15 protein-coding genes and 1 pseudogene are annotated in these 14,554 nt (G+C 38.7%); 4 read left to right on the top strand and 12 right to left on the bottom strand.

Features of this window, described 5'->3' with window-relative positions:
* Positions 1 to 5: 5 nt before the first annotated feature.
* The 4 genes from nagB to IGJ20_RS01815 all read right to left on the bottom strand — a co-directional run bounded on the left by nagB (position 6) and on the right by IGJ20_RS01815 (position 3,932).
* Entirely contained in the window at positions 6 to 707 is a 702-nt protein-coding gene (gene nagB / locus IGJ20_RS01830) for a glucosamine-6-phosphate deaminase (protein ID WP_002355352.1), read from the bottom strand.
* Positions 708 to 837: 130 nt separating this feature from the next.
* On the bottom strand, positions 838 to 2,046 hold the full coding sequence (locus IGJ20_RS01825) for an LCP family protein (RefSeq protein WP_002394662.1): 1,209 nt from the start codon (positions 2,044 to 2,046) through the stop codon (positions 838 to 840).
* Between the two features lie 149 nt (positions 2,047 to 2,195).
* On the bottom strand, positions 2,196 to 3,176 hold the full coding sequence (gene dapF, locus IGJ20_RS01820) for a diaminopimelate epimerase (protein WP_010777383.1): 981 nt from the start codon (positions 3,174 to 3,176) through the stop codon (positions 2,196 to 2,198).
* 147 nt (positions 3,177 to 3,323) lie between these two features.
* Positions 3,324 to 3,932, bottom strand: coding sequence for a superoxide dismutase (locus tag IGJ20_RS01815; RefSeq protein WP_002361201.1), 609 nt, complete (start codon positions 3,930 to 3,932; stop codon positions 3,324 to 3,326).
* Between the two features lie 193 nt (positions 3,933 to 4,125).
* Here IGJ20_RS01815 and IGJ20_RS01810 point away from each other — a divergent pair, with 193 nt between their 5' ends.
* The gene (locus IGJ20_RS01810) at positions 4,126 to 4,935 is read left to right on the top strand and encodes a DUF1189 domain-containing protein (protein ID WP_002355344.1); all 810 of its coding nucleotides are present in this window, start codon (positions 4,126 to 4,128) and stop codon (positions 4,933 to 4,935) included.
* 178 nt (positions 4,936 to 5,113) lie between these two features.
* On the opposite strand, the gene IGJ20_RS01805 is transcribed toward IGJ20_RS01810, so the two are convergent.
* From IGJ20_RS01805 to IGJ20_RS01775, 7 genes and pseudogenes are all read right to left on the bottom strand, one after another.
* A complete protein-coding gene (locus IGJ20_RS01805) occupies positions 5,114 to 5,533 on the bottom strand; it encodes a PTS sugar transporter subunit IIA (protein ID WP_202522618.1) in 420 nt (139 codons plus the stop codon).
* A gap of 9 nt (positions 5,534 to 5,542) precedes the next feature.
* The gene (locus IGJ20_RS01800; protein ID WP_202522314.1) at positions 5,543 to 6,532 is read right to left on the bottom strand and encodes a serine hydrolase domain-containing protein; all 990 of its coding nucleotides are present in this window, start codon (positions 6,530 to 6,532) and stop codon (positions 5,543 to 5,545) included.
* A 12-nt stretch (positions 6,533 to 6,544) separates the two neighbouring features.
* On the bottom strand, positions 6,545 to 7,435 hold the full coding sequence (murQ, locus tag IGJ20_RS01795) for an N-acetylmuramic acid 6-phosphate etherase (protein WP_002409113.1): 891 nt from the start codon (positions 7,433 to 7,435) through the stop codon (positions 6,545 to 6,547).
* Positions 7,436 to 7,449: 14 nt separating this feature from the next.
* Positions 7,450 to 8,301 carry a MurR/RpiR family transcriptional regulator gene (locus tag IGJ20_RS01790; protein WP_002355339.1) on the bottom strand — a complete coding sequence of 284 codons (852 nt, stop codon included), beginning with the start codon at positions 8,299 to 8,301 and terminating at the stop codon, positions 7,450 to 7,452.
* Between the two features lie 16 nt (positions 8,302 to 8,317).
* Entirely contained in the window at positions 8,318 to 8,794 is a 477-nt protein-coding gene (locus tag IGJ20_RS01785; protein ID WP_002355337.1) for a PTS system mannose/fructose/N-acetylgalactosamine-transporter subunit IIB, read from the bottom strand.
* 30 nt (positions 8,795 to 8,824) lie between these two features.
* Positions 8,825 to 9,642, bottom strand: a pseudogene (locus IGJ20_RS01780) (PTS system mannose/fructose/sorbose family transporter subunit IID).
* A complete protein-coding gene (locus IGJ20_RS01775; protein ID WP_002358431.1) occupies positions 9,635 to 10,438 on the bottom strand; it encodes a PTS mannose/fructose/sorbose/N-acetylgalactosamine transporter subunit IIC in 804 nt (267 codons plus the stop codon). Before IGJ20_RS01775 ends, IGJ20_RS01780 begins: the two are co-directional and overlap by 8 nt.
* Positions 10,439 to 10,607: 169 nt before the next feature.
* Here IGJ20_RS01775 and IGJ20_RS01770 point away from each other — a divergent pair, with 169 nt between their 5' ends.
* Positions 10,608 to 11,378 (top strand): sulfite exporter TauE/SafE family protein, encoded by a 771-nt coding sequence (locus tag IGJ20_RS01770; protein WP_262238536.1) that lies wholly within the window; start codon positions 10,608 to 10,610, stop codon positions 11,376 to 11,378.
* 43 nt (positions 11,379 to 11,421) lie between these two features.
* On the opposite strand, the gene IGJ20_RS01765 is transcribed toward IGJ20_RS01770, so the two are convergent.
* Positions 11,422 to 11,823, bottom strand: a complete 402-nt coding sequence (locus IGJ20_RS01765; protein ID WP_430605248.1) for an organic hydroperoxide resistance protein — start codon at positions 11,821 to 11,823, stop codon at positions 11,422 to 11,424.
* Positions 11,824 to 12,043: 220 nt separating this feature from the next.
* Between IGJ20_RS01765 and IGJ20_RS01760 the strand changes: the two genes are divergently transcribed.
* Both IGJ20_RS01760 and IGJ20_RS01755 read left to right on the top strand, forming a co-directional pair.
* Positions 12,044 to 13,570, top strand: coding sequence for an AMP-binding protein (locus IGJ20_RS01760; RefSeq protein WP_002361196.1), 1,527 nt, complete (start codon positions 12,044 to 12,046; stop codon positions 13,568 to 13,570).
* A 251-nt stretch (positions 13,571 to 13,821) separates the two neighbouring features.
* Entirely contained in the window at positions 13,822 to 14,520 is a 699-nt protein-coding gene (locus tag IGJ20_RS01755) for a glucosamine-6-phosphate deaminase (protein ID WP_002379076.1), read from the top strand.
* Positions 14,521 to 14,554 lie beyond the last annotated feature (34 nt).

The following is a 14,554-nucleotide window of genomic DNA, read 5'->3' as shown; positions in this document are numbered from 1 at the left end:
AACGATTATAATTTACTTGCAGCTGCATCATCAATGATTACAACAACATCTTGATGGTTTTGTAATGCACTTGCTGGCATGTCTGTTGTTACTGGTCCGTCAATCATTCCTTTAATGGCCTCTGCTTTTGCTTCGCCATAAGCCATTAAAATCATTTTTTTACCTTTCATGATTGAGCCAATCCCCATAGAAACAGCACGTGTTGGGACATCTTCTACTTTGTCAAAATAACGTTTGTTTGCGTTGATTGTTGATTCAGTCAACTCAACGACATGTGTTAAGCTATCTAGAGGTGTGCCTGGTTCGTTGAAACCAATGTGTCCATTTTGACCAATACCTAAGATTTGGATATCTACTGGATGTGCATCGATAATTTTTTCATATTCTGCGGAAGCAGCATCTAAATCTTCTGCTTTACCATTTGGTACAAATGTTTCTTTAAATGGTTTTTTGTCGAATAAGTGTTTGTTCATGAAATAACGGTAACTTTGCTCATCTTCGCCACCTAAACCAACATATTCATCTAAGTTTACAGAAGTCATTTCTGTAAAGTCGACATCACTTGCAGTCATTTCTTTATATAATGTTTCTGGTGTACTACCTGTTGCTAAGCCTAAAACTTTCGCACCATTGTTCATACCTTCTTTAATTAATTCAAACGCTTTTTTGCCGCCTTCTTCTGCATTTGCTACACGGATAATTTGCATTTTGACACGCTCCTTACGGTTTATTTTGGTATAGTCCAATTATAACACCTTCTGAAAAAAATTTCTAGAATAAAAGAAAAAAACTTCTATTTCCCATCAGAAATAGAAGTTTTCGAGCTTGTTTAACAGATTAATATTGTGGTGCGTTGGGATCCACATACGTATTTGGATCAGCATAAGCGTTTGGATCTGTGTACGCATTTGGGTCAACGTACGTATTCGGATCGTAGGTTCCTTCTGCTGCTTGTTGCGTATTGCCGTTGTATTCTGTTTGTCCGGCTGTGGTGTCCGCTGTGCTACTCGAACTAGTAGAGCTATTGGCACTTGAATCACCAGATTCACCAATCAGTGCAGTATCTGTAACAGCATAGCTAAACTGATTATAAAAGGCTAAATCTTTTTCACGTTCAGAAGCATGTTCTTTTAAACCAAGTTGTTTTCTAAGCGTTGTTTGTGTTTTGTATAAACTATTTGGATCTAGGACTTGATAATAAATATCATCAATGGTTGCACTGTATCCTTGTAATTGTTCTGAGTCAATTGTTTTAAAGGCAGATAAATATTTTGATTGGATGTCCATCATGTCATCCCAGGTTAAGTCTGTTTTTACGTTGGCTTCAACAGCATCAAGAATTTTTCGATATTTTGAAACACCATCAAAACTCATGACTTTGCGCACAATTTTCTCAACAACTTCTCGTTGGCGGCGTTGACGACCCACATCTCCTTCAGGATCTTCGTGACGCATCCGCGCATAAGCCAAACCTGTCGTGCCATCTAACTTGATTTTACCTGCTGGAACAGTAATACCGTCCAACGTAAATTCACCAATCGTATTATCTACTTCAATACCGCCTACCGCATCAATCAGGTCTTTTAACCCTTTCATATTAATGGATACATAGTGATGGATGGGAATATCCAGTAATTCTTGGACTGTATTAATCGCCATTTCGGCGCCACCAAATGCATAGGCATGGTTCAATTTGTCTTGTGTGTCATTTCCAACAATATCTGTTAGAATATCTCTATCCAAACTGATCATTGTGGACTTGTTTTCTTTCGGGTTGATGGTTACAACCATTGTAGTATCTGAACGACCTTGCTCTGTTCGGCCTAAATCGCCTGTGTCAATCCCCATTAAAAGAACAGAGAATGGTTCTTGCGCATCAATATTGGCCGTGGCTCCTTTATTGGACTTACGGTTAACTGATTGATAGATCCCATTAATTGTTGAATTGGCATCTGAATACATCTTAATCCCGTAAGCACATACCCCAGCTACTACCACTAGCAAGACGCTCAAGAAGCCCAGTACTACTTTTTTCCATAGTTTCATAAGACACTTCCTCGTTTATCTAAGAATAATTCTTAATTCATGCCCTTTATTTTCTCATAGTTTGCTTATTCAAGCAATATTTTTTATTTTTTGGAACAAGAACTTAACACAATTGTAAAATAAAAGAGCGCTTTATCAAGGAACAATTGTTATTTTTGAGAAAGTGTTTGCAGAAATTCTTGATAATGTTTCTGTTCATTCGTTTCAGTTATAGTTATTTTCTCAAATGCACCATTTAGTAAATCAGTCAGTGATCCTTCAATCAAATGCGTAATCGTGGCATTCCCAATTAATTCCATCCAATAACTGCCATCAGACGTTTCGTGGACGACTGTTTTCACCATACCTCCAGCATTTTTGACGGTTATTTCTTCATAAAAAACACCATCTTTCAATAACGTATAAAGTAAACTACTTGCGCACATAGCTGTCCCACAAGCACTTGTAAAACCTACACCACGTTCATACGTTCGAACAAATAGTTGATTTTTGCCAAGAATTTCAACAAAACTCACATTTATCCCTTCTGGAAAATATGGATTTTCATTATTTACATAGGTAGCGATTCGTTCAAATTCTGGACCATTTAAGGTTTCGTGATCCACAAATGCTACAAGGTGCGGATTAGGCACTGCTACCGCTGTAAAGCGAATGGTTTTAGATAAGGCTGGTACGATTTCATCAATTAATGTTTGGACCCCTAAATGCATTGGGATAGTGACTGCTTCAAAACTTACTGGTGAAATTTCCACTTGGTAAGTCGCTACTTCTTCAGCTAAATTGGGGGCTTGACGTACTTTCAAATCTGCAAACATTGTTTCAACTGTAAATGATTTTTCTTGGTTTTTTTCAGATAAATAACGGGCAACCGTACGCAAGCCGTTCCCGCACATGCTTGCTTCACTACCATCGCTGTTAATCACTCGCATTCTAGCATTGGACGTGCCGTGAGTCCCTTCTCCTACCAAAAGTAACCCATCTGCTCCCGCCAATAATCCTGTTTCCCGCGAACATAACTGGATGCGCAATTGCTCAATTTCCTCAGCGGTTAAAGAACGCTCAAACTGTGTTTCATCCAATAAAAAGAAATCATTTTCTGACCCGTGTACTTTTTGCATCATAACATTCATTTTTTTAGCTCCTTCTTTATGTATCCGTTATCTTTCCCTACTTACTTTAGTATGCCATAAACGAACAACTATTTCGACCCTGGATTTGTAAAAGGAAAGAGTCAAATGACAGCCGTCATTTGACTCTTTCCTTCACAATTGGCAAACTTATTTTGCTGCAGCAAAAAGTTCGTTTACTTTATCCCAGTTAACAACGTTCCAGAATGCTTCAATGTAATCTGGACGAACGTTTTTATATTTTAAGTAATACGCATGTTCCCAAACGTCAAGACCTAAAACAGGTGTTTGGCCATCCATTAATGGTGAATCTTGGTTTGGTGTTGAAGTGATTTCTAATTTACCGTTATTCACAACTAACCAAGCCCAACCTGAACCAAAGCGGCCAGTTGCAGCTGTTTTGAAAGCAGCTTTCATTTCATCAAAGCTACCAAATGTTTCATCGATTGCTTCTTTAATAGCGCCAGTTGGTTGTCCACCAGCATTTGGTGCCATAATTTCCCAGAAGAATGTATGGTTTGCGTGACCGCCACCATTGTTACGAACGGCAGTACGGATATCTTCAGGAATAGCATTCATATCTGAAATTAGGTCTTCTACAGATTTTTCGCCTAATTCTGGATGTTTTTCAATCGCTGCGTTTAAGTTAGTCACATAAGTGTTGTGGTGTTTATCATGGTGTAAGTGCATTGTTTCCACGTCAATGTAAGGTTCTAATGCATCATAAGCATATGGTAATTCTGGTAATGTGTAAGTCATTTTTTAAATCCCCCTATTTTTTAGTATGTAACATACGTCTTTCATACAACTATTATGATAACAGAGTGAACCGCTTTCTACAAAATAGTTTGCTTGCCAAAAGAAAAGTTTTACAAAAGAGGGAGATTACCTTGTGTTTCCCTCATAAATTCGCTAGAATGACCTGTAGAAGAATGATGTGAGGAGTAAATAAATGAATACATTGCAATTATTTAAGCAGGCCTTTTTTTCAGTTTCAGAATTACGGCATGCGAAAAAAATGGCGTTTTGGAAAGTAATTCTCTATGCTGTTTTTTTAAGTGCTATTTTAGCACTACCTATTACCAAACAAGTCTTTTCTGTGCTACAAGAGGTGCAACAAGATGGCCAAAAAATTGCAGAAAAGTTGCCTGACTTTTCTATTGAAAATGGCACGTTGCAAACAAAGGCTAAAGAATCTGGCTTTATTTATCAAACCGACTCGATTATTTTTACGTTTGATCCAGATGGAAAGCGTACAGCCGCTGATGTCCAAAAAGATTTAATTGGTAATGCGTTTGGTTTGGCTTTTTTACAAGATGAATTTGTAGTCGCCTTACCAAATTCAGGCGCAACTGAATCAATTCTAGGCACCGACCAATTTATCTTCCCCTATAGTAAAGGAACCTTAGATGGCGTTAACGCTCAGAGTATCAAGACTGCGCTAAGTGAAGCAGCAATCCCTTGGTGGACAAAACTCATTGTCTTTTTAGTGGCTATCTACCCTGTTCTAATCGGTTTAGTTTTAGACTTACTGATTGCCGCTATCGGTGCATCTCTCTATTCAAAATTACGTTTTTATTCTTTACGTTTGATTGATTGTTTAAAAATTATTACGTATTGTGCTACCGTGCCAGTTATCTTAAGTGCTATTTTAAACTTCGTAAATCCGATGTTTAACGATGGCATCCTAGTTATTTTACTGAGTCTATTCTTTTTCTTTGTCACAACCAAAAACGAACCACGGAATATCCCTGGTTCTTAAAAAAAGAGCCTGGGACAAAAATCACTTTGGATTTTTGTTCCAGGCTCAAAACCTGATAAACGGCGGGAACAGAACCAACTCCTTCGGAAATAAGCCGAAATTCTCCAAAAATTAAAAAGCAATTTTCGGAAATTCCTTCTTATTTCTCGGAGCTAAACGGTTCCGTCCCGACCTCTTTCTATTCTTCAAATTCTTCTTCATCTGTTAATTCAGGTAAGTCAATCGTGGTCACCGCAGATTGGCCAATTTCCGTTAAATATGCAGCTAATTCATCCACATTTTCCACAGGTGAGACGGCTGCTTCAATTGCCATTGCTAAATTAAGTCCAGCGACTACTCGCAATTGCGGATAAGTGCCCATGGCCATCATAGCCACATTACATGGTGTTCCTCCTTTTAAATCAGCTAATACAAGCGTCGGGGCATTGCCAGCTTCTTTTAAGATTGCTGCCAGTTTTGCTTGCGTGCCGCTCAAGCCATCTTCTGCGGTCATTGACACAATCGCAGCATCTGCTAATTCCCCGACAATCATTTGAGTAGAAGCTAAAGTTTCTTCTGCCATCCGTCCATGGCTCATTAAAATTAATTTTGGTTTCATCATATCCTCCTAAAAATACTGCTGATAAATTTTTGTTCGTGCTTTCAGAAAGCCACGTTCTTCACGAGTGGGATGAATCCGATTCGTTAACAAAATTAGGGCTTCTTTGGTCTCTTTTTTCATACCAATCGCCGTTCCAGTAAAGCCAGTATGATACAAATAGTCTGCCCCAGCTTGCGTCTTTTTCACTTCCCAACCAAATGTACGTCCCCCTTGGTTCATAGACCAGAGAGCATCGAACATTTTTTCAGAAAATAATGGTTTGCCAGACGGGTAGCGATTGTTCATAAAACACTGAACAAAAGTGAGTAAATCTGGTAAAGTTGTAAATAAACCTGCACTGCCGATTGGCGCTTTCAGTTGATAGGCTTTCGAATCGTGGACCACCCCCTGAATAACGCCGCGTTGTTTTGTAATCTCTGTGGGCACTGCCTGGGCAAAATCGCTGACCGTAAAACTTGTATGCTGTAGGTTCATTGGTTGAAATACATATGTTTGAAAGCTCTCTTCTAATGAGCAGCGATCCAATACTTGAATAATTTCTCCCAATAAGTAATACCCTAAATCAGAATAAGTGGTTTTCCCTCGTTCAGATAACGAATGCGTTAAAATGATTTCTTGCAAGCTTTTTTTTGTGACATTTTTCTTATCGGCAACATCAGCTGGCAGTCCGCTCTGATGCAGTAGAAGCTCCCCAATCGAACAAGATAGTCCTTGATAATCAGGTAGGATTTTCCCCACAGTGGTTGAAAAAGCAAGCTGATTTGTATCGATTAATTGTAACATTCGACTTGTTGTCCCAATAACTTTCGTTAAGGACGCTAAATCATACAGGCTAGCTGATGAAACCTTTTGTCTTGCAAATGGACCAGTATTACCTAAAAAGCCCGTATACTGTTCTGATAAGCTATCTTCTGTGATCGTCCCCCAAGCGACACCCGGAACGACTTGCTGATTAATCAGTCTCTGAATTGTTTCTTGAATTGCGATTTGATTCATTGTTCACCACTTCTATGCTAAAACTTCTGAAATCCGTCCGTCATGATCTGCTAATAGTTGTTTGGCTTTTTGAAAATCAACGTGGGCTTTCGCCATTACAATGGCTGGTGCCACTTCTAGCTGTGCTGCCTCCAAGTATTCTTTGGCTTGCGATTCCTCGATTTCTGCTGCTTCTTTAATGATATTCGTGGCACGTTGAATTAATTTTTCGTTCGTTGGTTGTACGTTGACCATCAAATTTTGATAGATATTCCCTACTTTAACCATAATCCCTGTTGAAAACATATTTAACACCATTTTCTGTGCTGAACCCGCTTTCATTCTAGTTGATCCTGTAATGACTTCCGGTCCTACAATTGGCGCAATCCCAATTTCCGCCAATTGATTCATCGGACTTTGATTATTACAGGTAACTGAAATGGTTAGAGCGCCCACTTTTTTTCCGTATTCAATTGCGGAAACAGCATATGGTGTCCGACCACTAGCAGCAATCGCAATTACGACATCTCGGGCGGTCAATTGATGTTGCGTTAAATCTTCGATAGCTAATTCTTTCGAGTCTTCAGCGCCTTCAATTGCTTGATACATTGCTTTTTCACCACCAGCTAAAATACCAAATGCGCGTTCTGGCGACACACTATATGTGGGCGTTAATTCAATCGCATCCAAAGCACCTAAACGTCCAGACGTTCCTGCACCACAATAGATTAAACGGCCCCCTTTTTTAAATCGTTCTGCCGCTGCATCAATTGCTGCAGCGATCTGCGGAAGCACCTTTTCAATTGCTTGTGCTACCTTTTGGTCTTCTTGATTTATTAAAGTTACCATTTCTAATGTTGACACTTGGTCAATCTTTTTAGTCGCTTCATTTCTGGCTTCTGTCGTTAATCCTTCTAAGTTCATTTGCTTGCACACCCCTACTTCTCTTTTAGACGGCTGACAAGTTGACTCGTTTCAATCATATTGCGTTCAATTTCTGTGTCTAAATCATCTTGAATTGAACCTAAATACAGAACATCGCCAATTGCCATTGACGAAGCAATCGATGAAATAGCCCCAACTCGAATGAGGTGCTCATTATTGGGGACTAAAAGAACTTCATCGCTCAATGATCGCACGTTTTCTCCATCGTTACTGGTAATAAAAATAACCGTTGCACCTCTATTTTTGGCAATTTCACAGGCGATTAAGGCTTCTTTTGTCAAACCACTATAGGAGACCGTGATCAAAATGTCTTGTGCCGTTGCATAATTTAAAAACTCCAACATCATGTGACTATCATAATTAAAAATTGCTTGGCGACCAGCGCGGTTAAACTTGTGATAAAGATTATAAGTCGTTAAAGAAGAGGCACCAATTCCAACCAAATGAATTTTTTCCGCTTTTTTAACATGCGCGATTGCTCGTTCCAAGGCTTGTTTATCTACTGTATAAAATAAATCCTCAATCGTAGCATTTAATAAAGATTCCACTTTCATACAAATAGTATCCACCGAATCATCTGCCGCTACAATTGGATCAATATCTTTTTTACCGTTACTGGCAGCTTGTACCGCTGCAATGGATAGTTTTAACTCTTCCCAGCTGTCAAACCCTAATTGTTTAGAAAAACGGGTAACTGACGCCGGAGAAGTTTCGCTATTGCTAGCAATTTCGTTTGCTGTTAATGAGAGAAGACGGGTCGGATCCTTCAGTATATAGTCTGCGATTCTCTTATTTACTTTGGAAAAGTCCTTATATTTTTGTCTGATTGAACGGATTGGCTCCATCTTCTCATCTCCATTTCTATTTTATGAAAGTTAAAATTGCTTCGTTTGGTTCAGAAGGGATCATCTGTGCGGTAATAGTCACCCCATTATCTGTTAAACGACGAACGGTTTGAATATCTTCATCGGTTAATGCAACAGATTTTTTAATTGCTCGACTGCCTTCTTTTTGAGAAATATTGCCGACATTGAAGCTCTGTAATGGGACACCGCCATCAATTAAAGCCGCCATGTCTGCAATGTCTTTCGTAATTAAAAAGACTTTTTCTTCATCATAATTGCCTGCTAAAATTTTTTCAATCGCTTTACGTTTTGATAAAATGGATAATTTAACTCCTGCAGGTTTTGCCATTTTTAAGGCACCAATTTGTAATTGATCTTTGACAGCGGCATCATTTACTACCATGATTCTTTGTGCTCCAACCGTATTCGTCCAAACGGTTGCAACTTGTCCGTGAATTAAACGCTCATCTACTCTTGCATGTACAATTGTCATAATAAATCTCTCCTATTATATACTATTTTTTTAAAATAAACCGCCAACCCAAGCCAACATTGGTTGTAAATTGCCTAAAACCATGCCAATTAAAATTAAAACAAAGATTAGCCGTGTTGAATTCATTTTCTTTTTCCCTAGTAACCAATAGGATAAAAGAACAATCCCTAAAGGAATTAATGCGGGTAAAATTTTATCCAACATTTCTTGAACAGATAATGTTACATCTCCCATTTTATAAGTTAAATCTAATTTGTAAGTAATTACCGAAGGAATCAAACCGCCGACCACTGTTAACCCTAAAATGGCTGCACCTTGCGTAAACAATTTCATTTTATCCGCAAATTCTGTCGCAATTTTTTTCCCTTGATGGTAACCAATCCAAGTGAATTTATAGCGAACCCATAGGACCACTGCTCCGGCAATTAACGGGATCAGTAACCCAACAACCTGGCCCCCTTGCGCCATGTAAGCTGCAATCGAAAAAACAATCGCACGATAAATCGCGATAAAAATGGTATCACCAACACCAGCAAACGGACCCATTAGACCTGTTTTCAAGCCAGTAATGGCCGTTTCATCTTCAATACCAACTTCTTCTTCCAAAGCCATATCAGCTCCGACAATTAAATGCGACATGGCTGGCGTTGTATTCATAAAGCCAAGATGTGTCTTCAAGGCTTTCTTCATAGCTACTGGATCTTCACTGTATAGTCGCTTTAATGCAGGCATCATCACCCAAGCGTAACCAAGTCCTTGCATTTTTTCATAGTTCCGCCCCACTGATAGCCAAAAAGATTACGGACGTAAACTTTATTAATATCCTTTTTTGTTAATTTGTTAGTCATCAATCTCAACCTCCTCATCATCTTCGTAAATAACCGTGCCACTTGTTGTAGCTGCGCCGCCTTTGTTATGATTCATCACATAAATCGCTGCTAAAGCCAAGCCAACCAGTGCGACACCTAAAACTGAGAAGAATTGGGCCCCATAAGCAAGTAACACGAACCCAATAATAAAATAAGGCCAGTATGTTTTAATTGGCAAGTAACGCATTAAAATAGCAATCCCCATCGCTGGTAAAATAGCACCTGCTGCTTTTAACCCATTCATCACCCAAATAGGAATCCAATTATTGATAGCGTTTACAACTTGTTCACCAAAAGCTAGGCCAATAAAAACTGGGATGACACGAGAAATCGTCCAAGGAAAAATTCCTAAAACATTGCAGCGCTCGACCCCTTTATAATTGCCTTCTTCCGCATAGCGATCTGCTTTGTGTTGGAAAAACGTATTAGCCATTCTGCCTAAAATATCTAGTTGTGTTAATAATAACCCAATCGGAACCGCAACTCCGATACCATACTCTGCCCCTTTCCCTGAAATGATTGCATAAGCCGTTCCCATAATGGCCCCCGAAAGAAAGTCTGGGACTGTTGCTCCTCCATAAGTCGCTACGCCTAATGTCATCAATTGAAGCGTTGCCCCAATCATCAAACCTGTTTGAACATCTCCTAAGACTAGGCCAGTAAACGTTGCAGCAAACAATGGTGTATATGGACCAATCTGAATAGAAATTTGGTCAAGTACACCAACAACTGTGTAAAGACATAAAATCAAAATAATACCAATCGATACTGTCATGCTTTCTCATCCTCCTTGAATGCGTTTTCTTTTTTGTATTTGTAGAATACCATTAAAGAAATATCATTTCAAGTTCTTTTTAAAAATATTTTTAAATGAAATTACATTTCTTATATAATTTTTGTGCTATACTAAAAGAAAACGGTTTAGGAGTGATTATGTGCGGGTTTTGCTGATTTATTTCATAACTATTTTTCTATCCAATACAGTTGGGGCGCTCTCTGGGATGGGTGGAGGCGTCATTATTAAGCCTGTTTTGGATTTTCTTGGGTTCCATTCGTTAAGCAGTATTACGTTCTATTCAAGTGTCGCTGTTTTTGTCATGTCCATTTCTTCGACTTATAAACAGTATCAAAATGGTGTCCAAATTGAATGGAAAAAAGCCGCGAGTATTTCGTTTGGTTCCTTAGTCGGCGGCATGTTAGGTGATTTACTTCTTAATCAGGCGATTGCACTAGCGCCAAATGAAGAAAAAGTACAACTAATCCAATATATCATCATGTTGCTGACCTTGGTTTTGGTTCTTCTCTACAATCAATTTTCCAACTGGCACTTACACCTCAACGGATTGAGCATTTTTCTGATTGTTGGATTAGGCTTAGGGATTCTATCAACCTTTTTAGGCATCGGTGGCGGTCCCATTAATGTAGCTTGCCTTATTCTCTTTTTTGGAATGGATATCAAATCAGCAACTGTTTATTCCATCATTACTATTTTTTTCTCCCAACTCGCCAAACTTGGCAATATCGGCTTGACCACAGGGTTTGCGGTTTTTGATTTGACAATGCTTTGGGCTATTATTCCTGCCGCTTTATTCGGTGGTTATGTCGGCGGTCTTTTCAGTAAAAAATTATCTCAACAACGGGTCGCCCAAATTTATAGTTTAGTTGTTTTTTTAGTTATTTTGTTAAATATGTATAATTTGTGGACTGTTATCTAAAAAAGAAGCGCTTTGTCGTATAGACAAAGCGCTTCTTTTTTAATTAAATCACTGTTAATTTAACATCTATATTATTTCTTGTTGCTTTAGAATATGGGCAAATTTCGTGGGCTTTTTTAACAAGTTCTTCTGCTTTAGCTTGATCTACCCCATCAATATGAACTTCTAATTCAGCACCAACGCTAAATCCATCTTCTCCTTGGAATAAGGAAACACGTGCAGTTACTGTACTTTTACCTTCGACTTTTTCTTGATCCATCACTAATTCTAATGCACCGTTAAAGCAAGCACTGTAAGCCGCTGCGAATAATTGTTCTGGATTTGTTGTATTTTCTTTCTTGACACCTGGCGAAGCAACCGCATAAGAAAATGATTTATCCGGTGAGTGAACTTCTCCTGCACGTCCACCCGTATTAATGATAGTTATTTCATAGATTTTTTTCATGTAAATTCCTCTCCTTTGTAAAGTTTTACACTTCTGAGAACTTGTTACTTACATAATTATTGTAGGAAACTTTGCCAGATACAGCAAACGTTGTGCTTGTGAATAATAAAAAATAACATTTAACGTTGTATTTTTGACGTAGAAAAAGAACCCATTCTATGATAGGATAAAGTGAACTTGTACATTTGTACACAAACTATTTTACAAAGGAGACTTTCCCTTGACACACTTACTTGATTATCAACCATTAAACCTCTACACAAACTATCAAGAAGCCGCAGAAAAAACACCAACTGTTCCAATTATTTTTGATGAATCTTTGCCTGCTTTTCCTGCACTTGGCTTAGAAACAACTTATGGTGAAAGCCATCAAGAAATTTTGAAACGGGCATATCAATTAGCCGCTTTAGGTGTAAAAAAAGGCGACAAAATTATTATTTATAAAAGTCCTAAATTCGACACGTATTTACTAGCTGTTGCAGCCTCATATCTAGCAGCCGTTCCTGTAATGGTTTCATATCATTTACCTTTTGAAACAATTGAAGTATTCGTTGATCGTTTAGAAGATCCTTATATTTTATTTGATGATGTGACTGCTGAAAAAGTTCAAGCTGTTCGTAACAGCTCTGCCAATAAAAAACTTTCGGTTGCTTCTCTTTTAGAAGCTGATGCCACGGAAGTTCCTCAAGACGAACTGACTAAAGACGAAATTGCCTACATGACTCACACCTCTGGAACAACAGGTATTCCTAAACTTATCTGTCATTCCAATCACTCTATGGGTTGGCGTACAAAATGGCAAAAAACCATTTTTACAAAAATTGCTGAAAAGAAATTAGTTGGCTTTCATATTTCGCCAGTTCATTCTCGTTTTAACATTGGCGTGTCTTCTTTAATGGCCATGGGCTTCCCTATGATGCCTTTAGCAAATGCTTCGAGCGAAAAAGTCGCTGAAATGTTCAGCACCTATCAACCAATCGCTGTAGAAACACACCCCAATAACTTCGTTCAATGGGTTCGTTTGGCCAAAGAAAAACCTGAAGCCTTCGCTAGTGTCCATTATTATCATTCTACTTTTGATGCAATTAACAACGCTACAATGGTGGCTTTCTTAAAAGCATCTGCTGCCAATGAACCAATTTTCCTACAAGTTTATGGACAAAGTGAATGCGGGCCAATGATCTTACGAGCGCATACTTTAGAATCCCTAAAAGATTCAGACGCTCGTGACATGGGTGTTGGTTTAGAGGATTTAACACAAGCTCGAATTACCGATGAAAAAGGACAAGTTTTACCTGCGATGACGGACGGCCATATCCAATTCTTATCCAAAGGACGGGCCTTAACATATTACAAAGAAGATGCCCGCTTTGCAGAAAATGTCTACGGCGAATGGTGGGACAGCGGCGATTACGGGATGTTAGATGAACGCGGCCACTTATTCTTGAAAGATCGCCAAGTAGATCTAATTGAAAACATCGACAGTAATTTAGCTATTGAAGATCATTTATTGGATGCATTAGATTTCTTAGAAGAAGTGATTATTGTCCGTGGCAAAGAAAATGAACCACAGCCAATTTTAGCGGTTGTCCCTGGGGAAGAAATGGATTGGGACGCTTGGTGGACACAAGTAGCCGATTTACCACATTTAAACGAACCTATCATTATGGCTTTTGATGAAATCCCTCACACAGCTACTATGAAAGTGCAACGTTTACAACTAGAAAAATGGTTAAAAGAACAATAAAATAAGGTTCTTTGTTAAACAATGTTGGTCAAAAGAACGTTTAGACCAGCGTTGGAGAAAGTGGAACAGAAAGCTAAAAAGTTAACTCGTTGTAGGTTATCTTAAGTTTTAAAAAGAGGGGCAGTCGTCGTTTTGACGGCTGCTCCTCTTTCTTTTGCCTACCGTTAATTAAATCCTTTTTGTGAAGAGCTTGACATGGGATGGTTCCCACAAATTATACTTAGCTTATTCAAAGAATGGAGTGAGCAAGTATGAAAATTTTAATTAAACAAGATTTCGACGCGATGAGCGAATGGGCAAAAATGTTACTTCTAAGCACGATGAGCCAAGATAAACGAGTGAATTTATCAATTACCGCTGGCAAAACGCCAACACTTGTTTACCAAAAATTAGCCTCGATTGTGAAAAATTCATCTGACTTTGATAATGTTCATTATTATAACTTTGATGAAATCCCCGTTCCTCATCAAAAGGAAGGCATTACTCTGACAGATTTGCGGACGCTGTATTTGACACCTGCAGAAATATCCGAGCAAAACATCCATCCATTAACTGTTGAAAACTTTCAACAACAAGAACAACGGATTGCTGACGCAGGCGGCTTAGATTTGATGTTAATTGGCTTAGGAGCAGATGGTCATTTTTGTGGGAACATGCCCACTACCACTCATTTTAAAAACGAAACCTATCAAGTGACCGTCACTGGTTCAGAGCCTTGGTTTGTTCCTGAAATGATGCAGCCAGGCATGACCTTTGTTACGATGGGGCCAGCCAGCATCATGAAAGTTAAGCATCTTGTCCTAATTGTAAATGGTGAACAAAAAGCTCAGATGGTCAAACAAGTACTCCAAGGACCTGTCACAGAAACGTATCCTGCTTCTATTCTTCAACTTCATCCAAATTTAACGGTTCTCTTGGATGAAGCCGCAGCGAGTCAATTAGAAAAATAAAAAATTGCGCCTATATTATGCTTCTCTGCATAGT

Source organism: Enterococcus sp. DIV0294 (assembly GCF_050558155.1).
GTDB classification, from domain to species: Bacteria; Bacillota; Bacilli; order Lactobacillales; family Enterococcaceae; genus Enterococcus; species Enterococcus faecalis.
This window is presented reverse-complemented; position numbering and strand designations above follow the sequence as displayed.